The sequence below is a fragment of the Microvirga sp. P5_D2 genome, assembly GCF_054049475.1.
The window spans coordinates 1-22,334 of record NZ_JBFUMH010000085.1; the positions used below are offsets into that span (position 1 = coordinate 1).

The window sequence follows — 22,334 nt, forward strand, 5'->3', positions numbered from 1 at the left end:
GCCCACGCCCCTGCTGCCGAGCCGCCATAGCGCTCGACCAGCTTGCGCTGGAATGTCAGGCAGGCACCGAGCGCTTTGAACGCATTCACCGCAAACATGCCGGGCGCCGGGTTCGGCAGTCCGTATTTGCGGCTCACATAGGCTCGCGACCAAGCCTGATGCCAGCGGGAGGTATAGATCCGTCCCCGCTTTGGCTCGCTCGACCGGCCGCGCCCATGGCGCACGACGGCTTGCGGCACATAGACAAGTGCTGAGCCGGCATCCGCGATGCGGCGGCAGAGGTCATCATCCTCGTAGAACAGGAAGATGTTTTCGTCGAAGCCGCCGAGTTTCAGGAAAACATCGCGGCGGATCAGAAAGCATGCGCCTGAGAAGAACGGCGCGCAGGCCTCGCCTTCCGGCAGCACGAGCTTGCCGCCCGGATTGTGGAGATAGGGCGAGAGCAGGGAGCGGGGTTGGAAGAACACGCGCCCGCTCGGCTCGACGATCTGCGGCGCGAAGAGCGCGGCATCGGGGTAGCGCCGCGCCGCATCGATGAGGGCCGCGACAGCGCCGGCCTCGACGATGCAATCCGGATTGACGATGAGCACGAACTCCGTGTCCGCCGCCCGCGCGCCGCTGTTATTGGCGCGGCCATAGCCTTCGTTACTGGGATTGCGGATGACGCGCGCGCCCTGCCCTTCGGCTAGTGCGGCGGTGTCATCCGTGGAAGCGTTGTCGACCACGAGCACGGGCACGCCATCCGTCCGCAACGCGCCGAGACACTCCGGCAGCGCATGGGCGCTGTCGAAGGTCACGACAATGGCGGTGACGTCGCTGCGGGTCATTTCTCCTGCAGATTCGTCCGGATGTGCAGCTCGCGCAGCTGCTTGGGCGTCGCCTCGGAGGGCGCGCCGAGCAGCAGGTCTTCCGCCTTCTGGTTCATCGGGAAGAGCGTGATCTCACGCAGGTTCTGCGCGCCGCAAAGCAGCATCACGATGCGGTCCACACCGGCCGCCATGCCGCCGTGCGGCGGTGCGCCGTATTGGAACGCGCGATACATGCCGCCGAAGCGGTCCATCACTTCCTGCTCGCCGTAGCCGGCGATCTCGAACGCCTTCACCATGCGGTCGGGACGGTGGTTACGGATCGAGCCGGAAGCCATCTCGTAGCCGTTGCAGACCATGTCGTACTGGAAGGCCGTCATCTTGAGGATCTTGTCCTTGTCCGACGGATTGAGAGCCATGAACTCGTCATGATCCATGTCGGCCATGGAGAACGGGTTGTGGGAGAAGTCGATCTTCTTCTCGTCCTCGTTCCACTCGTATTGCGGGAAGTCGACGATCCAGCAGAAGGCGAATTGGTCCTTGTTGCTTAAGCCCAGCTCGTCGCCGATGCGCACGCGCGCCTTGCCTGCGAGCGAGGCGGCCTTGTCCTCGTTGCCCGCCGAGAAGAACACGGCGTCGCCTGCCTTGATGCCGGCTTTCTCGCGGATGACGGCCTGAGCGGCCTCGGGGATGAATTTGGCAATGGGGCCCTTGGCTACGATCTGGCCGCCCTCTTCCTCGAACACGATGTAGCCGAGGCCGGGCGCGCCTTCCGAGCGGGCCCAGTCGTTGAGCTTGTCGAAGAAGGAGCGCGACTGCGAGGCCGCACCCGTCGCCGGGATGGCGCGCACGACGCCGCCGCCCTTCACCACGTTCTTGAACGCGTTGAAGGTCACGTCCTCACGCTCGAACACTTCCGACACGTCGGCGATGACGAGCGGGTTACGCAGGTCCGGCTTGTCGGAGCCGTATTTCAGCATCGACTCGAAATACGGGATGCGCGGGAACACGTCGGTCACCGGTTTGCCGTCCGCGAATTCCTTGAAGGTGTCGCGGATCACCGGCTCCATGGTCTGGAAGATGTCTTCCTGCGTGACGAAGCTCATCTCCACGTCGAGCTGGTAGAACTCGCCCGGCAGACGGTCGGCGCGCGGGTCCTCGTCGCGGAAGCAGGGCGCGATCTGGAAGTACCGGTCGAAGCCGGACATCATGATCAGCTGCTTGAACTGCTGCGGGGCCTGCGGCAGCGCGTAGAACTTGCCGGGATGGATGCGCGAGGGCACGAGGAAGTCTCGCGCGCCTTCGGGCGAGGAGGCCGTCAGGATCGGCGTCGTGAACTCGAAGAAGCCGCTCGTCTTCATGCGGGTGCGCAAGCTATCGACGATCGCGCCGCGCTTCATGATGTTGTTGTGCAGCTTCTCGCGGCGAAGGTCGAGATAGCGGTACTTGAGGCGAGTCTCTTCCGGGTATTCCTGGTCGCCGAAGACCGGCATCGGCAGCTCGTCCGCAGGACCCAGCACTTCCATATCGGTGATGTAGACCTCGACCATACCGGTTGGAAGCTCGGCGTTCTCGGTGCCGGACGGACGCTTGCGCACCTTCCCGTCCACGCGGACCACCCATTCGGACCGGGCCGTCTCGGCCAGCTTGAAAGCCGGGGAATCCGGATCGATCACGCATTGCGTCATGCCGTAATGATCGCGCAGGTCGATGAACAGCACGCCGCCATGGTCACGGATGCGGTGGCACCACCCGGAAAGGCGGGTGACCTGCCCGACATCGGATTCGCGGAGCGCGCCGCAGGTATGGGAACGGTAACGGTGCATGGAGGCGGACATGGAAAAGCCTGCTGGTTCGAAGTTACGCGCAACATCCATGGGAGACCGGGGAAGTCAAGGCGGAAGGATGAAATGAGAGGCATGTTCGAGCGTTCCCGCCCATTCCGAGCGAGTGGCTTCGGGCTTGTCCTGGCTTTGTCCGTCATGGGTGAGGGACGCGCGGGACGCAGGTGAGCCTCGCGATCCCGGGCGGGAGCGCGAAGAAGGGTTCGGGACGGGAGATCCGCCCGGATAGGAAGCTTCAACCGCCTCCCGCGCACGGCTTTTCGATCCCGGCCTCGACGCTCCGGCGCCATCAGGGACGAACCCTCAGAGACGCTTTACGGCGCTTCTTGCAGCGCAGCCCTGGAGTTAACTCCAGCACCGGCGAGGTTGAGGGAGCGTTGACGCAGCCTGCCCGAACAAGCTCAGCGCCTCTTCCTCCCCGCTCGGAACCCTGGCGTTGGAGGGTGCGAGTCCTCCAACTGTCCAGAACCGTATTCAGCCTCCGCAACCGACGCCTCGGGCACGTCCCTCGCGAGACTGGACGGCGAAACCTTAGCCATAAGACTGGGCTTTTGTCAAGAACAAAGCAAGAACATAACGCTGCATGTGCCACGCGCTCAGCTTGTCATCCCCGCGCAGGCGGGGATCCATAAACACTGGCGGCGCAGAATAGAGCTGCTCGGGCCGAAGCGCCTTGCTTGGCACCTTCGCGGGTCTGGATCCCCGCCTGCGCGGGGATGACAGGGGCGTGGTTCGGGTGCCTTATCCAGTCCAGCGACACTCGGTTCTGCCCCGCCCCTGATACAACGCCTCCACCATCCCCCGCCGCCCCAAATTTCAGCCTTAAACCCTTATCTTTCAACGCTTTCACCCTTGCAGAACAAAGCGTGAATACCCATATCCTCCCTATGATCCAGAACCATGCAACCGCCCTGCTGAACCCCGGCCGGAACGCCCCTAACGAGGAGCGGGTCGAGGGTAATTGGCACGTCTATCCCTTCGATGGCGCGCTTGAGATCGACTATGTGGACCAAGCCGGCAATCCGACCAGGCGCTGGGTGATTGCCCGCGAATTGAAGGTGGGCCCCGGCAAGATGCTGCTGGGCGGCATCGACATGGCCGATGATGGTTATCGCGGCTTCCGGGTGGACCGGATCCAGCGCCTTGAGGATGCGGAGACCGGGATCGAGGTCGACCGTAACATTCTCGACTGGCTCATGAAGCGGGCCGAGCGGCAGGCCAAACAGCGTCGAAAAGCCCTTCAAGGGTTTGCCCGCGTCGTTTGATGCGGAAAACCGGTCTACCGGCCCGTGCCATGCGCTAGAAGGGGTCGCACAGACCAAAAGCTTAAGCTAAAAGACCTTATGGACTTGATCACTTCGACAGACGCCCTGGCCGCCGCCTGCCAACGCCTCGCCGCTCATCCGTTCGTGACCGTCGACACGGAGTTCCTGCGCGAGACCACGTATTACCCGAAGCTCTGCCTGATCCAGATGGCAGGGCCGAACCCGGCTGACGCCTATCTCATCGATCCGCTCGCGGAGGGGATGAGCTTGGAGCCCTTCATGGCGCTCATGGCCGATCCGAATGTGGTGAAGGTCTTTCACTCCGCCCGCCAGGACCTTGAGATCGTCTGGAACCTCGGCGGCATCGTGCCGGCGCCCCTGTTCGACTCCCAGGTCGCCGCCATGGTCTGCGGCTATGGCGATTCGGTGTCCTACGAGCAGTTGGTGAACGACCTCGCCAAGGCCAAGATCGACAAGTCCTCCCGCTTCACCGACTGGTCCCGACGCCCCCTCTCCGACGCGCAGCTCACCTACGCGATCTCGGACGTGACCCATCTTGTGAGCGTCTACCAGTCCCTGATGGACCAACTCCAGAAGAACGGCCGTCTCGACTGGCTGGCCGAGGAGATGTCCATCCTTACCTCCCCTGAGACCTATCAGGCCGATCCCGACAATGCCTGGCGCCGCCTCGCCGGCCGCCTGCGCAAGCCGAAGGAGATCGCCGTTCTCATGGAGGTTGCCGCCTGGCGCGAGCGCGAGGCGCAGAACCGGGACGTGCCGCGCGGGCGCATTCTCAAGGACGATGCCCTGATCGACGTAGCGACCTCGGCCCCTCGCAGCGTCGAGGCGCTGGGCCGCCTGCGGTCGATCCCCAACGGTTTCGAGCGCTCCCGCACGGGCGGCGAGATCCTGGAGGCCATCGAGCGCGGCCTCTCCCGCGATCCGACCACGGTCCCGACGCCCGAGCGCAGCCGTGGACGCGGCAATACGGGTGCCGTCGTGGATCTGCTGAAGGTCCTTCTCAAGGCCGTCGCCGAGCAGGAAGGTGTCGCGCCCAAGATCGTCGCCACCGTCGAGGAGCTCGAAGCCATTGCCGAGAGCGACACTGCCGACGTGCCTTCGCTGCACGGCTGGCGCCGGGCGCTCTTCGGAGAGAAAGCCCTGGCCCTCAAGAACGGTCAGCTCGGCCTCGTGCTGGAGCGCGGGCGTGTGAAACTGCGGGCAATTGCCGAGGCTTAAAGAAGCCCCTTCAGTCGCAAAAGCCCCAGCGTCGCAACCGTCGCGGCGTCCTTGATGACACCATTGGTGACCATACCGAGCACGTCCCCGACCGGGAAAGCACGACTGATCATGTCCTGCTCGCTGTGCTCCCGATCCACCTGCCCCGGCTTGAGTCCCCGAGCGAGGTAGATGTCGAATCCTTGCGTAGAGTAGCCATAGCACTCGAACAGGTGGCCAGCATGGACCATGGTGTCAGCAGTAAGGCCCGTTTCCTCGCGGAGCTCGGCACGGGCCAGCTCCAGCGGATCGACATCGGGCTTCTGCTCCCAGGAGCCCTGCGGCAATTCCCAGTAACGGCCTTTCACAGGATAGCGGTACTGTTCGACGAGATGGATCACGCCGTTGTCGATGGGTGCAATAATTGCGAAGTCCGTCTTTTCGACGACACCGTAAATTCCTGACGACCCGTCCTGCCGACGAACAGCGTCCTCACGTACTCGCATCCAGCGGTTTTCGTAAACGATCCGCGTTGCAGTCGTTTCAATCTCAGCGACCATGCCCCTGCCTGACCGTAACAAGATAACGGCCGAGCATAGCCCGGCCATATCGATCCATCCAACCCCGTCAGAGAGTTCTTACCGCCCAAAGATGCCCTTGAAGAATTGAGCCAGTTTGTTGTGCTTCTTCTTGCGGTCCACATCGGCCTGGCTTTTAACCCAGGCGACCTGGACGACGCGGCGCTCGCCGGAGAACGGTAAATGGCCGTGCCATGAATTGTCGGAGCGCAAGAACGCGAACATGGTACCCATGACCGGTGGTACCTCGAGCTTAAAGGGCTCAAAATTCTTGCCGTCATAGAGGACCCGCAATCGTCCGCCCTCATCCTGTTCCCACTCGTCGTTCATGTAGACGAGCATCGTCATGACCTTAGACGGGCCGTCCGTATGGATTGCACCGTATTTCGGCTGCGAGCGCTTCATGATCGTGGTGAGGCGTGGGTAGGGGCTCAGATCGATCCCGAACTTCTTCGATAGGGCCGCGGTCAGTTCGGGACCTTCGAGCTCGTCGATGAGCTGCTTGAAGCGCCCATGGAGCTTGACCTCATCGACGGTCAAATAACCGGGCTTGTCGATCTGAGGAAAATCCCGCCGGATATCCTCGATAGCGTCGTCTTTCAGGAAGCCGGATGCCAGAAGATGATCGTAAGGCTCTCGAGATTGCTGCGCATTTTGAAGGGCGGACAGGTTGATGAGGCTCATGGTTCTCTCTCATTGCGCCCCACCTTTCGTTTATGGCGAGGCGCTCCAGATCCCTTGAGGTTGTACCGAGCTTACGAAAAAATCAAATCTCCGTGAAACCTCAAGCTGCGATCTCGATCACCGGCTCCATGTTGAGAAGCTTGCCGAGCCCCTTCATGCGCCCGGTCAGGCGCTCGTTGGCGAGGTCCTGCATGTAGGCCGGCAGTTGCAGCACCACCTGACTGCCGCGCGCGCGTAACGGAGCCTGCGGGAGAATGCCTTCCATGGAGACGGAAACCGGGTAGGCCACGCGCATAAGGGCCGCGAGCAGGCGAGCGCGTTCGAGATAGCGAGGACCGGCGAGCGACTTGATGCGCGAGCCTACCTTGTCCGGCGAGAGGCCCTCGTGCCGGAAGAAGATGGCGAGCGCGAGATAGGCGCGGCCCGGATGGTCAAGGCCCGCGAAGGCGCCATAGGCGATGAGGTTGAGGCTCTGCTCGCCGCGATAATCGGGATGGGCGCGCCAGCCGATATCGGCGAGTAGGCAGGCGGCGCGGCGCAGGCGGGTTTCGGTTTCCGATTCCGTGAGCCCAAGGCTCTTCATGAAGCCTTCGGTCCACTCGCACAGCTCCTCGCCGTGACGCGGCGAGCGGGAGCGCAGCAGGTTCAGGTCGCTGGCCGCGGCGATCAGCGGATCGCGCTTCTGCGTTTCCGGAGCGAGCTTGTCGAAAAGCACGCCTTCGCGCACGCCGAAAGCGGAGATCGCTATTTCCTTCGGCTCGCCGAGACGGATGATTTCTTCCAGCACGATGGCGCCATAGGCGAGCAGCGGGCGTCGGGCCTCGGACACGCTCTCGATATCCTTCAGCGTCTTGGAATCGACCTCCTCCACGAGATGAAGGAAGTCGAGCCCGCCTTTCGGATCGAGGATGTAGCTGTGCATGATGTGGAGCGGATAATCGGTTGCTGCTTGATGCAGGCGCGCAAGCGCACGCCATGTGCCGCCCACCGCGTAGAACGTCCGCCCGTGCAGGCTTTCGAGATATTCGGGAGCCCGTTCGAGCGCGGCCCGCACGATCCTCTGCGCCTTTCTCAACGACCCGCCGCTCACGTCCTGCAGGGCAAGGCCGCCGAGAGGCATGGTGGTGCCCTGCCCGATCGTTGAGCCCTTCACATCGACGAGTTCGAGGCTGCCGCCGCCCATGTCGCCGGCGATGCCGTCCGGCTGATGAAAGCCCGCGACGATGCCGAGCGCCGAGAACCGCGCCTCCTCCGCACCTGACAGCAGGCTGATGGGCCGGCCGCAGGCTTTCGCGGCGGCCTCTAGGAACGCCGGGCCGTTCGACGCATCGCGCGCGGCGGCGGTGGCCAGCACGAAGACATCGGAGACCTGCATGGTGTCGCAGAGCACGCGGAAACGGGCGAGCGCGCGCAGCGCCCGATCGACGGCCTCGTCGTCGAGACGGCCCGTGGTGGCCACATGGCGGCCGAGACCGCAGAGCACTTTCTCGTTGTAGATGGGCGTGAGCGCGCGCGCCATGCCCTCATAGGTCACGAGACGGACCGAGTTCGAACCGATATCGATGATGGCGACGGGACGGCCTATTTTGAGCCGTCCCTGAGCCTCGCGGCCAACGGTTTCCATGTCAGCGTTGTCCCCGCTTCGCAAGCGCCTTGGGGCTGGAGGTCTTGAGGGATTTACCACGGCCGGACAGACTCGGATTGGTCATGAAATACTTGTGGGCGTTGAATGGTTCCTCGCCCTTGGCGGGAACAACCCTGCGGCTGGTGCCGTCGGGCAGCACGGTCCAGCTCTGCTCGTTGTCCAGCAGGTTGGCCAGCATGATCTGGTCGAGAACCTGCTGGTGCACGGTGGTGTTGACGATGGGCAGCAGCGCCTCGACGCGGCGGTCGAGGTTGCGCGACATGAGGTCGGCTGAGGAGATGTACACATGCGCCTTCGGATTGGTCAATCCGAGCCCGTTGCCGAACGCATAGATGCGCGTGTGCTCCAAGAAGCGCCCGACGATGGACTTCACGCGGATGTTCTCGGACAGACCCTTGATGCCGGGACGCAGGCAGCAGATGCCGCGCACGATGAGATCGACCTGCACGCCGGCCGCGCTCGCATCGTAGAGCGCGTCGATGATATCGGCATCCACTAGCGAGTTGCACTTGCACCAGATGGCGGCGGGCCGTCCCGCCTTCACATGCTCGATCTCCTCCCCGATGCGCTGAAGGAGGCGCTTCTTCAAGGTCAGCGGCGAAACCGCCATGCGCTCCAGCTCGGCGGGCTCGGCATAGCCTGTCACGAAGTTGAAGATGCGCGAGACATCGCGGCCAATCACCGGATCGGCGGTGAAATAGGACAGGTCCGTATAGATGCGCGCGGTGATCGGGTGGTAGTTGCCCGTGCCCACATGGCAATAGGTGATGAGCTGGCTGCCCTCGCGCCGCACCACCATGGAGAGCTTGGCGTGGGTCTTCAGCTCGATGAAGCCGAACACGACCTGCGCGCCTGCTCGCTCCAGATCGCGCGCCCAGCGGATATTGGCTTCCTCGTCGAAGCGCGCTTTCAGCTCCACGAGGGCCGTGACGGATTTGCCTGCCTCCGCCGCCTCGGCGAGCGCCGCGACGATGGGTGAATCCGAGGATGTGCGGTAAAGCGTCTGCTTGATCGCCACCACGTTCGGATCGCGCGCCGCCTGACGCAGAAACTGCACCACGGCGTCGAAGGATTCATACGGGTGATGGACGATGATGTCCTTCTCACGGATCGCGGCGAAACAATCGCCGCTATGCTCGCGGATGCGCTCGGGAAAGCGCGGGTTGTACGGTTTGAACTTGAGGTCCGGGCGTTCCAGGCCGACGAGCTGCGAGAGATCGCGCAGGCCCATCATGCCTTCGACCACGAACACCTCGTCCGCAGCGACTTCCATTTCTTCGGCCACGAAGAGGCGCAGGTCCTCCGGCATGGTGGCTTCCACCTCGAGGCGGATCACGCTGCCGCGCCGGCGCTGCTTGAGCGCCGTCTCGAAGAGCTGCACCAGATCCTCGGCCTCTTCCTCCACTTCCAGATCGGAATCGCGGATGACGCGGAAAGCGCCCTGCCCCTGCACATTGTAGCCGGGGAAAAGGCGGCTCGTGTAGAGCACGATCATCTGTTCGAGCGCGATGAAGCGCGCCGATCCGGTTTCCGCGAAATCCGGCAGGCGAATGAAGCGCTCGCCCCGCGTCGGCAGGCGGATCAGTGCGTTCAACACCTTGCCGTCGCTCTGGCGCACCAGCTTCAGGCCAATGGACGAGCTCAGATTGGGAATGAACGGGAACGGATGCGCCGGATCGACGGCGAGCGGTGTGAGCACGGGAAAGATGTGATTGAGGAAATAATCCTCGAGCCACGACGCCTCGGCCTTCGTCAGGCCCGGCCCTTCCACGAGGATGATACCCTCTTCCTGCAACGTCTCGCGCAGCTCGCGCCAGCGGCGCTGCTGATCGGAGGCGAGAAGCGAGACCTCGACCGTGATCTTCGCCAGTTGCTCCTGGGGGCTCAAGCCGTCCTGCGAGACGGTGGACACGCCGGAGCGCACCTGGCCCCGCAGGCCCGCGACACGGACCATGAAGAACTCGTCCAGGTTCTCGGCCGAGATCGACAGGAAGCGCAGTTGCTCAAGCAGCGGGTGATTGCGGTTCGAGGCCTCCTCCAGCACCCGGCGATTGAACTGGAGCCACGACAATTCGCGGTTGATGAAACGCTGCGGGAACCGCCGCAGCACCGCGCCGTCGAGCTCGATATCCGGCGGGGCCTTCGGCATAGGGGCCTCGCTGACGGTCTCGACTTCCTTCAAAGCAATTTTACTACGCACCTCGATCTCCGCGGCATCCTTTTCCGGCGTCCGTTTTGCTTTGGACTTTGCGACGGTTTCACGACGGTTGGACGCCAAGGCGTTTTGATCAGGCTTCACTCGTTATCATCCGTTTCCTGTGAGGCTCCGAGAATCTCGGCTGCAATTGCCCGCGATACGCGCCGCCCCCGGCTGAGCGCTTCCTTGTCGAGAAGCGTCACCAGCTCGGAAGCCCGCGCCAGCGAGCGTTCGATCCGGAGCGAAATATAATCGACAACGGACGTGTCGACCACGAGTTGCCTGTCTACGAACAGCTTCACCAGAACGGCCTTCAGCAAGGCATCGTCCGGCGCGTCGAGCGTTACGCTGGGCGCGAGGCGCAGGCGGGAGAGAAGATCGGGCGTGCTTAAGCCCCAACGATCCGGCGGCGTCTCGCTGGTAATCAGCAGCGCGGCCTTCTTCTCCCGGGCGAGGTTGAGAAGATGGAACAGGGACGCTTCGTCCCGCGCGCCCCGGTCCATGTCCTCGATGGCGAGCGCCCCGTTCGAGATGAGATGCGGAACCTTGTCCTGCGTGATCTCGGAGGCATCGACGGTCCAGGCGTGGGCGTTGGTGGCCCAGATCGAGGCCAGATGGCTCTTGCCGCTGCCCCTGGGGCCGATGAGCAGGAGAATGGTGTCGGGCCATTCCGGCCAGCTTTCGATCAGCCCATACGCCTGCTCGTTCGACGGGCTGACGAGGAAGTCCTCCGCGCCGAAACGCGGGTCCAGCGSTAGGTCGAAGGCCAGCTGCTTGGGCACATCAGGCATTGAAATCTGCCTTGTCGTCGACCCGGGGGTTGATGATCGTCGGCCCGGAACCCTGATGAAGTGGGCTCGCCAGATATTGCCGCAGGGCAAAGCGGGCGATCACGCCCATGGCGGCGGCGAGCGGCACCGCGAGCAGAAGCCCCACGAAGCCGAAAAGCGTGCCGAAGGCGAGCAGCGCAAACATGAGCCAGACCGGGTGCAGGCCCACGGAATCGCCCACCAGCTTGGGCGACAGTATGTTGCCCTCCACGAACTGGCCGAAGACGAAGATGCCGAGCGTCGCCAGGATCATGGTCCAGTCGGGCCAGAATTGCACGATGGCGACGCCCATGGAGAGGATGAGGCCCGTGAGCGAGCCCACATAGGGGATGAAGCTCAGGAGCCCCGCCGTCATGCCGATGAGGGAGCCGAAATTCAGCCCGATCACGGTCAGGCTGACCGCGTAGAAAGTACCGAGGATCAAGCACACCAACGCCTGTCCGCGCACGAAACCCGCGATGGCCCGGTCGATGTCATGGGCGATGGCCCGGATCGTCTCCCGCTGGCGCACGGGCATCCAGGAATCGACGGTCCTCACCATGCGGTCCCAATCGACCAGCATGTAGAAAGCAACGACTGGCGTCACGACCAGCAGCGAGAAGATGCCGAGCAGCGCCTGCCCACCGGACCAGAGGCCCTGGAGGAAGGCCGCGATCCAGGCGACGCCCTGGCTTATCAGGTTGCCGACGGAGGTCTGCATCTCCGGCAGGGTGCCGTTGGCGCCGAGCCTTTCGAGCAGCGGCTTAAGCTGCTCGTTCGCCAGTTCCTGAAGCCGCGCCACGTAGCCTGGCAGCCGCTCGACGAAGGCCCCGACCTGCTGGGCCGCGAAAGGCACCAGGATCATGAGGGTCACGATGAAGACCAGAATGAAAATGACCAGGATCAGCAGGCTCGCGCCCAGGCGACCGATGCCGACCTTCTGGAGCTTGTCGGCCATGGGATCGAGGAGATAGGCCAGGGCGAAGCCCGCCACGAAGGGTAGCAGAATGCCCCGGAACAGGAACAGCAGAAGCACCGCCACCACGAGCGCCGCTATCCAGAATCCGATCTGCCGTTGGATCGTCATCGATACTCCATACACTTAAACGCGGCGTCACACGGCCATGTGCCGCAGCCAGCCCCCGAGATAGGCACCAGCGGAAGCCACGGTCAAGGTGGCGACCGCCAGCATGGCGATATCTTCAAGTCCGCCGAGCTCCGCGCCGAAAGCGTTGGCGGCGAGCGCAAAGGCCGCAAAGGCAATCTGCGCCACGGTGTTCAGCTTACTCACCATCAGCGGCTTGATCTCGACGGGGCGGCTCATGACCCAGGACAGGAGCACCGCCGCCACGATCATCGCATCTCTGGAGACCACAATAATGGCGAGCCAGCTCGGAATCGCCCCGACAACGGCCAGCGTCACATAGATCGAGACCAGCAGCGATTTGTCGGCCAAGGGGTCGATATAGGCCCCGAACTCGCTTTTCATATCGAAATGCCGGGCGATGAACCCATCGACCGCATCCGATATCCCCGCCACCACGAACAGCACGAACGCTGTCGTCCACCGATGCTGCATGATCATCACGATCACGATGGGGACCATGATGAGCCGGGCGATAGTGATGATATTCGGGATCGTCATCGGAGATGATGATGGCCGGTTGGGCGGCGGAGTTCAATGGCAGAGGGTGGATGGGGATAAGATGGCTCCCTGAACCGAACCTTTCCGGTCATGACCGGGCTTGACCCGGCTATCCACGCCTTTGAGCGATGATGACCTGGATCCCCGGAACAAGTCCGGGGATGACGGCGGAGGCCAATATCGGACGGCATCAAAAATTCTTGCCTCTTAGGCCCTCTCGCCTTACTCCCCACCCAACACGGGGTGTCCCATGACCGAGAAGCAGACGAACGGCCTGACCTATGCCCAAGCGGGCGTCGATATCGACGCAGGCAATGCCATGGTCGACCAGATCAAGCCCCTGGTGCGGTCCACGCGCCGCCCTGGCGCGGATGCCGAGATCGGCGGGTTCGGCGGCCTGTTCGACCTCAAGGCTGCGGGCTTCAAGGACCCGATCCTGGTGGCGGCCAATGACGGCGTCGGCACCAAGGTGAAGATCGCCATCGACACGGGCATCCACGACACCATCGGCATCGATCTCGTGGCCATGTGCGTGAACGACATCATCGTCCAGGGCGCGGAGCCCCTGTTCTTCCTCGATTACTTCGCCACCGGAAAGCTCTCTCCCGAAGTCGGCGTCCATATCGTCAAGGGCATCGCCGAGGGCTGCCTCCAGGCGGGCTGTGCGCTGATCGGCGGCGAGACGGCGGAGATGCCCGGCCTCTATGCCAAGGGCGATTACGACCTCGCCGGTTTCGCCGTGGGTGCGGCCGAGCGCGGCACCCTGCTGCCGAAGGATGTGACCGTCGGCGACGTGCTGATCGGCCTGCCCTCCTCCGGCGTCCATTCCAACGGCTTCTCCCTGGTCCGCCGGATCGTGGAGCATTCCGGCCTTAACTGGGATGCGCCCGCTCCCTTCGCGCCGAGCAAGACTCTGGCCGAAGCGCTGCTCGAGCCGACCCGGATCTATGTGAAGGCCCTACTTCAGGTGCTTAGGGGCGGAGATGGCATCAACGCGCTCTGCCACATCACCGGCGGCGGTTTCCCCGACAATATCCCGCGCGTCCTGCCGGACGGCGTCGGCGTGCGGCTCGATCTCGATGCGATCAATGCCCCGCCCGTCTTCGGCTGGCTCGCCAAGACCGGCGGCGTCGCCGAGGCCGAGATGCTGCGCACCTTCAACTGCGGCATCGGCATGATCGTGGTGGCGAGCGCTGATAAGGCGGACGCGGTCATCGAGCGTCTGCGCCAAGCCGGTGAGAACCCGGTGCGCATCGGCGAGACCATCGCTCACACGGGCGGCGAGCCTGTGCTGACGGCTGGTTCCCTGAAGCTCTAATGCCCCGCCGCGTCGCCATTCTCATCTCGGGGCGCGGGTCCAACATGGTCTCGCTGATCGAGGCCGCCGGGAGCACCAACTTCCCTGCCGAGATCGCGCTCGTGCTCTCCAATCGTCCCGGTGCGGTCGGGCTGGAGCGTGCGCGGGAGGCCGGCATCGCCACAGTGGCGATCGATCACAAGACCCATCCGACCCGCGAAAGTTTCGAGCAAGCGATGGATGAGGCACTGGCATCCCACGGCATCGAGTTCATCTGCCTCGCCGGTTTCATGCGCGTGCTCACGGACGGATTCGTGGAGCGGTGGGCCGGACGGATGATCAACATCCACCCTTCCCTCCTGCCCCTGTTCCGCGGCGTGCACACCCATCGGCGTGCGCTGGAGGAAGGCGTTCGGGTCCATGGTTGCACCGTGCATTTCGTGGTGCCGGAACTCGATGCCGGCCCCATTATCGCCCAGGCCGTCGTGCCGGTGGTGCCGGGCGACACCGAGGAGAGTCTTTCCGCCCGCATCCTCGTGCAGGAACACGTTCTCTATCCGAAGGCGATGCGCATGATCTGCGACGGCAGTGCGCGGCTTGAGAATGGGCGGGTCGTGTTTTCAGGACAGTGGAGTGGCGAAGGCTCGCTGCACTCGCCCGCATAACAAACCACGTCATGGCCACACTTGTTGCGGCTATCCACGTCTTCATTGCCAACTCACGAACCTCATCCTGAAGAGCCGCATCAGCGGCGTCTCGAAGGACGATCCAGTGCGTGCTGGAGACGCCTCGCCCTTCGAGACGCTACGCTCCTCAGGGCGAGGCTGTGTTGTGCGTCACAGGCGTGGATGGCCGGGTCAGGCCCGGCCATGACGGCGGAGGGATTAAATCTGCGGCCGCTGGAGCTTGCAGGAATCGATGGCCGACAGCGCCTTCTGGCGCGCCGTGTCGTTGAACACGCCCGTATCGCGATAGGCCTGCACTTCGTCGGCGCTCATGGAGCGCATGGTGCGGCCGGCATAGCAATCGCATTTGCGGCTCAGGGAGATTTCCGTCACGCCCTGCATCTTGGCCTGGGTGATGGAGCAGGCCTGGCTCACGCGCTCGCGCAATTCGGAAACGCTGGCGGTCTTCAGCGCCGGATCGGGCTGGTACATGGTGGGTGTGTTGGAGGCGGCGGCAAAGGCAGCAACTGAGCCCGTGGTGATGGCGAGTGCGGTCAGCAGCACGCGAAGAATGGATGTCATGGAAAGCTCCCCGGAGACAATATCACGTCGGAGCTTAAGAATAGGCTCGGGCGCTCAGGATCAAGGGACAGTCGCAAACAGGCTTAAGAAGGTCTCAACGCTTCGCCCATCCATAACCTCTTCACGAGGACGAAGAGAGAAGTCTCCCTCTTCGTCATGGCCGGGCCTGTCCCGGCCATCCCGATCCAAAAAGCGCAGCGACTCACAGCATCGGGATCACCGGCACAAGGCCGATGATGACGTGCGAGTTTCGTGGGCTTTCTTGGCCGGACACTCAGGATGAGGGCTGTATTGCTTACCAGGCTTACCGTTCTACCCAACAACCGGCTCGGTCCGCCCGCGAATGACCGCCTGCGCTGCTTCAGGCGCAAGATCGGACGACGCCTTCTCCAACGCCACGCGATTATCGTGGAACGCCGCGCCGCCGTAAGGCGCGACCTGATCGCCGCCGGTGAGCGTGTTGATGCCGCGGCCCTGCGGATGGGCCTTGTTCGGCCAGATGCCTTCCGCGATCAGCACGCCGCGCCTCACGCCTTCGAACAGCTTCGCGCGCAGGTAAACCTCGCCGCGATGGTTCTTCAGCTTCACCCAATCGCCGTCCGTGATGTTCAGTCGCTCCGCATCGAGCGGATGCACCATCACCTCGGGCCGGCCCTCCTTCGCGACGGAGCTCGGCGTCTCGGTGAAGGATGAGTTGAGGAAGCTGCGCGCCGGGCTCGTCGCAAGACGGAACGGATATTCCTCCGTCGCTGCTTCGATCACGCCCCAATGGTCAGGAAAGGCTGGCATGCTGGCCCATGGCCCCATCGGGCCGTTGTTGGAGGACGGCACCTTGGTCCAGTCGGGCTTGAAGCGGAACTTGCCGTCGGGATAGCCGAAGCCCTTCAGGTAATGAGACTCCTCGAACGGCGGCTGCACGTCCTTGTGCACCGCGACTTCAAGTTCCTCGATGCTACCCCAGCCGGAATTGCGCAGGGTCCAGTCGATAATCTCGCGCGGCTCCATGTCGAACCCGCGATGCGTGGCGCCGATGCGCTTGGCGAGCGCACGCGTGACCTCGTGGTTCGACCGGCATTCGCCGGGCGCGTCGATGAGCTTCGGGCCCATCTGAAAATGCTGATGCCCGCCGCCGGAATAGAGATCGTCGTGCTCCATGAACATGGTCGCGGGCAGCACGATGTCGGCCATCATCGCCGTCTCGGTCATGAACTGCTCATGCACGCAGACGAACAGATCCTCGCGGGCGAAACCCTGCTTCACCAGCTCCTGCTCCGGCGCGACGGAAACCGGGTTGGTGTTCTGGATCAGCATGGCCTTGATCGGCGGGCCGTTGTGAAGAGCTTCCGCATCGCCCGTGAGCACGCGGCCGATCTGCGATTGATCGAGATTTCGGATCGTCGGATCGCGCGCGTCATGCGCCTCGATGAGCGCCTTGTTCCAGTGGAAGATGCCGCTGTTGGAGTGAAACGCGCCGCCGCCCTCATGCTGCCACGCGCCGGTGACGGCGGGAATGCACGAGGCCGCATGCATGTTGACCGCGCCGTTGCGCTGGCGGCCGAAGCCGTAGCCGAGACGGAAGAACGTGCGCTTGGTTTCGCCGACGAGTTTCGCGAAGGCTTCGATCTCCTCCACCGACAAACCGGTGATGGCGGAGGCCCAGACGGGATCGCGTGTTTTCAGATGCTCTTCGAGTTCGCGCGGATGGTCGGTGTAGCGCTCCAGATATTCGCGATCCGCATGACCGTCGCGGAAGAGAACATGCATGACTGCGCAGGCGAGCGCGCCGTCCGTGCCGGGCTTCACCAGCAACGCCATGTCGGCCTGCTTCATGGTGGCGTTCATGTAGATGTCGATGGCGACGATCTTCGCGCCGCGCTCCTTTCGGGCGCGCATGGCGTGCGTCATCACATTGACCTGGGTGTGCACTGGGTTCGTGCCCCAGATCACCACACAATCGGATACCGCCATCTCGCGCGGGTCCGCGCCCGCGAGCTTGCCGGTGCCGGCGACATAGCCGGTCCAGCCCATGGGCGTGCAGATGGTGGAATACTGGCCGGAATATTTCTTCACATGGCGCAGGCGATTGATGCCGTCGCGCATCACGAGGCCCATGGTGCCTGCGTAGTAATAGGGCCAGACCGCTTGCGCGCCGAAATCCGCCTCGGTCTTTAGGAAGGCTTTCGCGACGATATCCAGCGCCTCGTCCCAGGAGATGCGCTCGAACTGGCCAGAGCCCTTCGGCCCCGTGCGCTTCATCGGATAGAGTACCCGATCCGGATGATGAATGCGCTCCGCGTAGCGGGCCACCTTCGCGCAGATCACGCCAGCCGTGTAGCTGTTGGACTTCGCTCCATGCACGCGCCCGATGCTCCGCCCCTCGATCACCTCGACATCGAGGGAACAGACGGACGGGCAATCATGGGGGCAGACGGAGGCGCGGCGGTCGATGCGGGGAGCTTGGTTCATGGCGGGCGCATGATGAGGGAAAGGGCAGAAAATGAAAAGGCCGCCCTAAGGCGGCCTGATCGTAGAGGTTCGGAAGCCTGATGGCTTAGCCGACGATCTCGTTGCCCGAGAAGAACTGGGCGATTTCGATCTTGGCGTTGTCCTGGCTGTCGGAGCCGTGGACGGAGTTCTCGCCGATGGACTTGGCGTAGAGCTTGCGGATCGTGCCCTCGGCAGCGCTCTCCGGGTTGGTGGCGCCCATGATCTCGCGGTAGCGGAGCACGGCGTTCTCGCCCTCGAGAACCTGCACGACGACCGGAGCGGAGACCATGAAGTCCACGAGCTCACCGAAGAAGGGACGCTCCTTGTGGACGGCGTAGAAGGTCTCGGCCTCGCGGCGGGACATCAGAATGCGCTTCTGAGCCACGATGCGCAGGCCGGCCTGCTCGATGACGGCATTGACGGCGCCGGTCAGGTTACGCTCGGTTGCGTCGGGCTTGATAATGGAGAATGTGCGCTCGATGGCCATGTCATTTGCTCTTCAAGAGGGAAAATCGGAAAGTGCGGCGCTTATAGCGGCGCGCCCCCCCGCCCTCAAGCGCCTTTTCGACCTTAGTCGAGGTAGCGGGCCTCCTTCTCTTGGAAAGCTTAACCGGCTGCTCTAGCCTCACCCTGGAAGACAGGCTCCGAGGGAGAAACCCATGAAACCTGCAACCCTTTCCATTCTTTGCGTTTTTCTATCTTTGGGGGCAGTTCAGGCCCAGCCTTCCGACCCGAGCGGCACCTATTTGAGCGAGACCGGCGAAACGCGGGTGCAGATCGCCAAATGCGGCGAGGTTCATTGCGGCATCATTCTATCGGTACAGGGCGAGACGAAGGACGTGCACAACCCGGATGCCGGCCTCAAAACCCGCAACCTCGTCGGCATCCAGATGATCTCGGACATCCGGCCTGCCCCGGACGGCTTCACAGGAAAGCTCTACAATTACAAGGACGGTCGGACCTATACAGGCAAGATGACCTTCGCCGGAAAGGCCATGCAGCTCTCAGGCTGCGTCCTCGGCGGCCTGATCTGCCGGTCGCAGACTTGGGCGAAGGTGAAATGAAGCCCCAGACGGTCATCCCAGATGGCGTTAATCGATCCGGGATGACGCTTTCGATTACCGCGCTTTCTGCCCGAACAGGATGGCCTGAACGGCCGGGTCCTTCATATCGTTGGAGCCGCGATCCTCGGCACCGACCACAAGCGCCCGCTTGACCGCAGGGCGCTCCAGCACCGCACTCAGCCAGCGCTTCACATGCGGGAAATCCTCGATATTTTGGCCCTGGCGCTCCCAGAGCTTCGCCCAGGGGGCGATGGCCATATCGGCGATGGAATACTCGCCCGCCACGAATTCGCGGTCCGCGAGGCGCTTGTTAAGCACGCCGTAAAGGCGGTTGGTCTCGTTGGTGTAGCGCTCGATGGCGTAGGGCACCTGCTCCGGCGCATAGATGCGGAAATGGTGCGTCTGGCCGAGCATGGGGCCGAAGCCGCCCATCTGCCAGAACAGCCATTGATCGACCTCGACGCGGGTGCGCTCGTCCTGAGCATAGAACCGGCCCGTCTTGCGTCCGAGATACTGAAGAATGGCGCCGGATTCGAAAACCGAGATCGGCTGCCCGTCCGGTCCGTCGTGGTCGATGATGGCCGGCATCTTGTTGTTGGGGGAGAATGCCAGGAACTCCGGCTTGAACTGATCGCCCTTGCCGATATTCACCGGATGGACCGCGTAGGGCAGCCCGCATTCTTCGAGCATGATGGTGATCTTCCACCCGTTCGGGGTCGGCCAGTAATAGAGATCGATCGGTTTCTGCGTGGAAGCCGCCATGGCATGCCTCTCCTTGGGGAACGATACAGGTCGGCGCGAAGGTTAAGATATAAGATCGGGGCTCGCATCCTTATAGACAATGGATTGCAGTGGATAGAAGGCATGGCTGACCCGGCAGCCTTGCATGTTTCATTGTTTCATATGAGATAAATCGAGCGCAGGTGAATGCGCCTAAGGGGAAACCGATGATCAAGAAACTTGCCGTTGCGGCACTTGCAACCGCCATGACCCTGTCCGTCGCCGCCACCGTTCAGGCGGCTGGAGAGGCAAAGCCGAAGAAGGAGCCGACCGCCGCCCAACTCGCCGCCCGCGAGCGCATGACGAAGTGCAGCGCCGAGTGGAAGGAAGCCAAGGTCTCCAAGAAGCTGGAGTCCGGCATGAAGTGGCCGAAGTTTTGGAGCGCCTGCAACACGCGCCTCAAGGGCGGCACGAAGGCTTAATCGCACGACTGATAGAGCACTCTCTTGGTAAGGGAGTGCTCTTCATGCCTCCAGCCCGGATTGAAGCACTTCTTCAAAGCTTCTTCTTGAAGCCCTCATGACTCCGCGAGAATCCCAGCCGCTCGTAGAAGCGGTGCGCGTCCTTGCGGGTCTTGTTGGAGGTCAGCTCCATCGCGGCGGCGCCGTTGGTGCGGGCGTAGTCTTCCGCGAAGGCCATCATGCGCGCGCCGATACCGCCGGAGCGACGGGCGGACTTCACCTTTACGCTCTCGACCTTCACGCGCATGGCGCCGCGCCCGGTGAGATTGGGGATGAAGGTAAGCTGGAAAGTGCCGACGACTTCATTGCCATCGACGGCGACGAACAGCGTGTTCTCCGTCGAGCGGGCGATGGCCTGGAACGCCGCCTCGTAGGCAGGCTTCGTCTCAGGATTCCACGCATCGCCGTGCGATCCCAGCTCATCCTCTTCATGCAGGCGGATGATCGCTTCGAGATCCTCGAAGCGCGCTTCCCGAACGAGAATGTCACTCATGCCGCAGACCTCGATTCCATGGGCAGCATGTCCTTAGGAGCCTTGAACCCCGGCAAGGCCTCGATGCGCTCCGCCCAGGCCTTCAGCTGCGGATATTCGGCGAGATCGATGCCCGCTTCGCCCGCAACAGCTACGACACCGTAGATATCGACATCGGCGATGGTCATGCCCTCGCCCACCATCCACGTGCGGCCAGCCAGATGCGCCTCGACGACGGAAAGCCCCGCCCTGGCACTGCCGATGCAATCCTCGAACACCTCAGGCGCCGCCTTCCGGATGCCGAGTTTGATGACGCGGGCGCGATAGAGCGGTGCTGCAAGACGGTCGAAATCCCAATAGAGCCATTCGCGCGCCTGAAGCCGCTCGTCCAAGGTCGCGCCGCCGAACTTAGCCATGGCATCGGAGAGATATTCGAGGATCGCCGCCGATTGGCAGAGATGCCGGCCGTTGTTCCGGTCCAGAAGCAGCGGCACCTGGCCGTAGCGCTGGCGCGACAGATGCGGCTGCTGCTTGTGCTCGCCGGCCATCATGTTCACGTGCACATAATCGAAAGGCTCGCCCATCAGCGAGAGCATCAAGGCGACCTTGTAGGTCGGCCCCGAAAACGCGAATCCGTGAAGCTCGAAACGTGCGGCCATGTTCCCCCCTGTGTGCAACAGCTTTGGCGGGACTTTATTGGATTGCTTCGCGGTCAGAAAGATTGAAAATCGCCCTGAAGGTCCAGCTCATCAATCTCTACCCTCGTCCTTCGAGACGCCTGCTGTGCAGGCCCTCGGGATAAGGTCCATGGGAAGCTGAACATCGAGCCAGACCGCAAGGATGGTGCCATGGCCAGTATAGATCGCGAACGCAAGCTTCTGCAGCAGAGTATTGCCATCGCGGCGACGCTCCCCGTGGCGATCGGGCTCTATGGCGTCCTCTTCGGTCAGGCGCTCACGGGCGATGCGGTGAGCATCTCGGCGGAGAGCCACTTTCGGTTTCTGTCCGGCCTGCTTCTCGGCATTGGTCTGTGCTTCTGGAGCACCCTGCCCAGCATCGAAATCAAGACCGGCCGCTTCAGGCTGCTGACCCTCCTTGTCGTGATCGGCGGCTTGGGCCGTCTCATCGGCCTCGCCCTCACCGGCCTGCCCTCCCTCTTCATGATCGGCGGCCTTGTCGTCGAGCTGGCTGTCGCTCCCGTCCTGTGTATCTGGCAGACGCGGGTCGCGAACCGCTACGCCGAGGAATACGGTGTCGCTTAAGCTTAGCCGCCCGATTGTCTCATTCATGGCCTGAGCCGCCAATTGATCGGTGGAGAATAAGATTTTTTGCCGAATTTCCTGCTGAAATCGGCCCTTCGCCTTGAACTTTGCCATCTTCTGGAGCCATTTTCCAAATGATGTGACGAGGTGTGTTGCTTAAATTCCCTGTTGTCGCCTGCCTCGTCCGCACCTCCAGGGAGGTGACACCATGAGTGAGAACCAAACTCTTTTCGCGCTTTTGCGACAATCGGCGGATGGCGCCATTGTCGATCTCATCGAGCGCCTGATCAATGACGCCCCCGATCATGAATTGAACCGCGTGAACGTTCTTGCGTTCGCGGCCAAGCACGACCTCGATGAAGAGAGGACCATCGCGGCCTTTCTGCATGCGGCACGGCTCGGGCTTTTCGAGCTGTCCTGGAATGTGCTTTGTCCCGGATGCGGCGGGGTGCTGGACGCGGGCACGAGCCTGAAATCCGTCAATCAGGAGGAGTACAGCTGCGCTTTATGCGCGGCGGGCTATGAGCCGACCTTGGACGAGATGGTCGAGGTTACGTTCACGGTCAACCCAAG

At 62.9% G+C, this 22,334-nt stretch carries 23 protein-coding genes; 8 read left to right on the forward strand and 15 right to left on the reverse strand.

Annotated elements, in window-relative coordinates; genetic code table 11:
• Both ACXJKO_RS19250 and aspS read right to left on the reverse strand, forming a co-directional pair.
• A partial coding sequence (locus ACXJKO_RS19250) for a glycosyltransferase family 2 protein (RefSeq protein ID WP_457092692.1) occupies positions 1–827 on the reverse strand: 827 nt, incomplete at its 3' end.
• Entirely contained in the window at positions 824–2,632 is a 1,809-nt protein-coding gene (gene aspS / locus ACXJKO_RS19255; protein ID WP_457092711.1) for an aspartate--tRNA ligase, read from the reverse strand. The genes aspS and ACXJKO_RS19250, both read right to left, overlap by 4 nt.
• An 884-nt stretch (positions 2,633–3,516) precedes the next feature.
• On the opposite strand from aspS, the gene ACXJKO_RS19260 reads away from it, so the two are divergent.
• The gene (locus ACXJKO_RS19260) at positions 3,517–3,915 is read left to right on the forward strand and encodes a hypothetical protein (protein WP_457092693.1); all 399 of its coding nucleotides are present in this window, start codon (positions 3,517–3,519) and stop codon (positions 3,913–3,915) included.
• A 78-nt stretch (positions 3,916–3,993) separates the two neighbouring features.
• On the forward strand, positions 3,994–5,154 hold the full coding sequence (gene rnd, locus ACXJKO_RS19265) for a ribonuclease D (protein ID WP_457092694.1): 1,161 nt from the start codon (positions 3,994–3,996) through the stop codon (positions 5,152–5,154).
• Here the strand turns inward: rnd and ACXJKO_RS19270 are convergent.
• The 7 genes from ACXJKO_RS19270 to ACXJKO_RS19300 all read right to left on the reverse strand — a co-directional run bounded on the left by ACXJKO_RS19270 (position 5,151) and on the right by ACXJKO_RS19300 (position 12,691).
• Positions 5,151–5,639, reverse strand: a complete 489-nt coding sequence (locus ACXJKO_RS19270) for an NUDIX domain-containing protein (RefSeq protein WP_457092695.1) — start codon at positions 5,637–5,639, stop codon at positions 5,151–5,153. The two genes, rnd and ACXJKO_RS19270, sit on opposite strands and share 4 nt — an antisense overlap.
• Before the next feature lie 132 nt (positions 5,640–5,771).
• A complete protein-coding gene (locus ACXJKO_RS19275; protein WP_457092696.1) occupies positions 5,772–6,395 on the reverse strand; it encodes a 2OG-Fe(II) oxygenase in 624 nt (207 codons plus the stop codon).
• 100 nt (positions 6,396–6,495) lie between these two features.
• The gene (ppx, locus tag ACXJKO_RS19280; RefSeq protein WP_457092697.1) at positions 6,496–8,019 is read right to left on the reverse strand and encodes an exopolyphosphatase; all 1,524 of its coding nucleotides are present in this window, start codon (positions 8,017–8,019) and stop codon (positions 6,496–6,498) included.
• Between the two features lies 1 nt (position 8,020).
• Positions 8,021–10,189, reverse strand: a complete 2,169-nt coding sequence (locus ACXJKO_RS19285) for an RNA degradosome polyphosphate kinase (RefSeq protein ID WP_457092712.1) — start codon at positions 10,187–10,189, stop codon at positions 8,021–8,023.
• Between the two features lie 146 nt (positions 10,190–10,335).
• Positions 10,336–11,028 (reverse strand): hypothetical protein, encoded by a 693-nt coding sequence (locus ACXJKO_RS19290; protein ID WP_457092698.1) that lies wholly within the window; start codon positions 11,026–11,028, stop codon positions 10,336–10,338.
• Positions 11,021–12,133 (reverse strand): AI-2E family transporter, encoded by a 1,113-nt coding sequence (locus ACXJKO_RS19295; protein WP_457092699.1) that lies wholly within the window; start codon positions 12,131–12,133, stop codon positions 11,021–11,023. The genes ACXJKO_RS19290 and ACXJKO_RS19295 overlap by 8 nt, the downstream gene beginning before the upstream one ends.
• 27 nt (positions 12,134–12,160) lie before the next feature.
• Positions 12,161–12,691: a CDP-alcohol phosphatidyltransferase family protein gene (locus ACXJKO_RS19300; protein WP_457092700.1), complete on the reverse strand. Its 531-nt coding sequence runs from the start codon at positions 12,689–12,691 to the stop codon at positions 12,161–12,163.
• A gap of 250 nt (positions 12,692–12,941) precedes the next feature.
• On the opposite strand from ACXJKO_RS19300, the gene purM reads away from it, so the two are divergent.
• Together purM and purN are read left to right on the forward strand one after the other, a co-directional pair.
• Positions 12,942–14,009, forward strand: coding sequence for a phosphoribosylformylglycinamidine cyclo-ligase (gene purM, locus ACXJKO_RS19305; RefSeq protein ID WP_457092701.1), 1,068 nt, complete (start codon positions 12,942–12,944; stop codon positions 14,007–14,009).
• Positions 14,009–14,653 (forward strand): phosphoribosylglycinamide formyltransferase, encoded by a 645-nt coding sequence (gene purN / locus ACXJKO_RS19310; RefSeq protein WP_457092702.1) that lies wholly within the window; start codon positions 14,009–14,011, stop codon positions 14,651–14,653. The genes purM and purN overlap by 1 nt, the downstream gene beginning before the upstream one ends.
• Positions 14,654–14,872: 219 nt before the next feature.
• Here the strand turns inward: purN and ACXJKO_RS19315 are convergent, their stop codons facing one another.
• The 3 genes from ACXJKO_RS19315 to ndk all read right to left on the reverse strand — a co-directional run bounded on the left by ACXJKO_RS19315 (position 14,873) and on the right by ndk (position 18,209).
• Complete coding sequence (locus ACXJKO_RS19315; protein WP_457092703.1) at positions 14,873–15,235, reverse strand: hypothetical protein; 363 nt, start codon at positions 15,233–15,235, stop codon at positions 14,873–14,875.
• A gap of 312 nt (positions 15,236–15,547) precedes the next feature.
• The gene (locus ACXJKO_RS19320) at positions 15,548–17,701 is read right to left on the reverse strand and encodes a molybdopterin oxidoreductase family protein (protein ID WP_457092704.1); all 2,154 of its coding nucleotides are present in this window, start codon (positions 17,699–17,701) and stop codon (positions 15,548–15,550) included.
• 85 nt (positions 17,702–17,786) lie between these two features.
• Positions 17,787–18,209, reverse strand: coding sequence for a nucleoside-diphosphate kinase (gene ndk / locus ACXJKO_RS19325; RefSeq protein WP_201860935.1), 423 nt, complete (start codon positions 18,207–18,209; stop codon positions 17,787–17,789).
• Positions 18,210–18,381: 172 nt separating this feature from the next.
• Here ndk and ACXJKO_RS19330 point away from each other — a divergent pair, with 172 nt between their 5' ends.
• Positions 18,382–18,786, forward strand: a complete 405-nt coding sequence (locus ACXJKO_RS19330) for a DUF2147 domain-containing protein (RefSeq protein WP_457092705.1) — start codon at positions 18,382–18,384, stop codon at positions 18,784–18,786.
• Positions 18,787–18,840: 54 nt separating this feature from the next.
• Here ACXJKO_RS19330 and ACXJKO_RS19335 read toward each other — a convergent pair whose 3' ends face one another.
• Positions 18,841–19,548 (reverse strand): glutathione S-transferase N-terminal domain-containing protein, encoded by a 708-nt coding sequence (locus ACXJKO_RS19335; protein WP_457092706.1) that lies wholly within the window; start codon positions 19,546–19,548, stop codon positions 18,841–18,843.
• A 185-nt stretch (positions 19,549–19,733) separates the two neighbouring features.
• Here ACXJKO_RS19335 and ACXJKO_RS19340 point away from each other — a divergent pair, with 185 nt between their 5' ends.
• Positions 19,734–19,988 (forward strand): hypothetical protein, encoded by a 255-nt coding sequence (locus tag ACXJKO_RS19340; RefSeq protein ID WP_457092707.1) that lies wholly within the window; start codon positions 19,734–19,736, stop codon positions 19,986–19,988.
• Between the two features lie 73 nt (positions 19,989–20,061).
• Here ACXJKO_RS19340 and ACXJKO_RS19345 read toward each other — a convergent pair whose 3' ends face one another.
• Together ACXJKO_RS19345 and ACXJKO_RS19350 are read right to left on the reverse strand one after the other, a co-directional pair.
• Complete coding sequence (locus ACXJKO_RS19345; protein ID WP_457092708.1) at positions 20,062–20,520, reverse strand: GNAT family N-acetyltransferase; 459 nt, start codon at positions 20,518–20,520, stop codon at positions 20,062–20,064.
• Positions 20,517–21,158 (reverse strand): glutathione S-transferase family protein, encoded by a 642-nt coding sequence (locus tag ACXJKO_RS19350; RefSeq protein ID WP_457092709.1) that lies wholly within the window; start codon positions 21,156–21,158, stop codon positions 20,517–20,519. Before ACXJKO_RS19350 ends, ACXJKO_RS19345 begins: the two co-directional genes overlap by 4 nt.
• 198 nt (positions 21,159–21,356) lie before the next feature.
• Here ACXJKO_RS19350 and ACXJKO_RS19355 point away from each other — a divergent pair, with 198 nt between their 5' ends.
• Positions 21,357–21,761 carry a DUF4345 domain-containing protein gene (locus ACXJKO_RS19355; RefSeq protein WP_457092713.1) on the forward strand — a complete coding sequence of 135 codons (405 nt, stop codon included), beginning with the start codon at positions 21,357–21,359 and terminating at the stop codon, positions 21,759–21,761.
• 208 nt (positions 21,762–21,969) lie between these two features.
• Positions 21,970–22,334, forward strand: a 365-nt coding sequence (locus tag ACXJKO_RS19360; protein WP_457092710.1) for a DUF5939 domain-containing protein, incomplete at its 3' end; no start/stop codon positions are given.